The 1,151-nt window shown below is 39.2% G+C and carries 2 protein-coding genes; both read left to right on the top strand.

Going from position 1 to position 1,151, the window contains the following annotated elements:
* Nucleotides 1-159 precede the first annotated feature (159 nt).
* The gene (locus JGK36_RS00135) at nt 160-369 is read left to right on the top strand and encodes a hypothetical protein (RefSeq protein WP_293200737.1); all 210 of its coding nucleotides are present in this window, start codon (nt 160-162) and stop codon (nt 367-369) included.
* A 143-nt stretch (nt 370-512) separates the two neighbouring features.
* A complete protein-coding gene (locus JGK36_RS00130) occupies nt 513-1,037 on the top strand; it encodes a hypothetical protein (RefSeq protein WP_293200735.1) in 525 nt (174 codons plus the stop codon).
* The last annotated feature ends 114 nt before the right edge of the window (nt 1,038-1,151 follow it).

The raw sequence follows: 1,151 nt of genomic DNA, 5'->3' as shown, positions 1-1,151 counted from the left end.
ACCAACGGTAGAATGCGGGTTCTGGGTTCCAGTATCTGTGAAATATTAACGGTAGAATGAGGCTTTGGGTCGCTGCTCAAAAAACAGTCCGGGGTATTGGAATAAGTGTAAAATAGTTAAAATCAATAAAAGCGTCAAAAAAAGTCGAGAAAAAGAGCCATGACCCCTGAAGAACTAGAGCGGTTGGAATCCTGTACGGCAGAAATTGCTAAAATTTTGTATAACAATACACCCCCAAGTGAACTGACCAGTCTGGAAAATATTGAAAAACATCTCAGGCAACAATGGCTTGAAAAAGTGGGGCCACAAATCGGTTTTTTTTTATCAAACAAGCAACAGGAACAGAACAAGGACGACCGCGCACAGTAAAAAGCTGTATTGGTGAACTAATAATTACTGAAAAACAGGCCCAAAAATTAGAGTTCAAGAAATCTACTCGATTATCTCCATTATTTGAAAAATGCTGTCTCCGTCAAATAGCTAATCTTTCCTACGAAAAAGCTGCCCGTGAAATGGAAGTTCAGACAGGAGTAAAGATAGGACACACTTGTTTACACAGATTGGTAGAAAAACAAGAATGGTCAGAACCTCATGCCAAAATAGAGGTGAAAGAAACAAGCATAGATGGAGGGAAAGTCCGTCTCAGAGGGAAGTTGGGCGAAGGCTCTCATTGGCAAGATTATAAGGCAGTGCGGTTACATGAAAGTTATTATGGGGCTTTTTATCAAGAGAATGAAGAGTTAATTAATTATATAAACCATCAGCCATTAGCCGATATATTAACTTGTTTGGGTGATGGACATGATGGGATATGGAATATTATGAGCCAGTTAAATCCTGGTAAGACCCGACGGGAAATTTTAGATTGGTATCATTTAATGGAAAATTTATATAAAGTGGGAGGGTCATTAAAATCTTTAGCCAAAGCCAAGGAATTTTTGTGGGCCGGAAGGGTCGAACCTACCCTAAATTTATTTAAAAATTGTCGCAGAAAAACCGCTAAAAACTTTTGCAAGTATCTAGGGCTTGCTGAATAAGCCTAAAACCCTTATCTCAAAAGACTTTGACTCGCGTTCGGCGTTGACAATGTGTTAGACTATGAGCTAAAATTAGTCAAAAGCCATGCACAGCAGCACTTTCGTTCATGTACC

Source organism: Microcoleus sp. PH2017_35_SFW_U_B, from assembly GCF_020737865.1.
In the GTDB taxonomy this organism is placed as follows: Bacteria; Cyanobacteriota; Cyanobacteriia; order Cyanobacteriales; family Microcoleaceae; genus Microcoleus.
The sequence above is the reverse complement of the archived record's forward strand: the minus strand, read 5'-3'. Positions and strand labels throughout refer to the sequence as shown.

Excerpts from the sequence above, each read along its gene's own strand:
- JGK36_RS00135 (WP_293200737.1), top strand. The coding sequence starts at position 160 with ATGACCCCTGAAGAACTAGAGCGGTTGGAATCCTGTACGGCAGAAATT.
- JGK36_RS00130 (WP_293200735.1), top strand. The coding sequence starts at position 513 with ATGGAAGTTCAGACAGGAGTAAAGATAGGACACACTTGTTTACACAGA.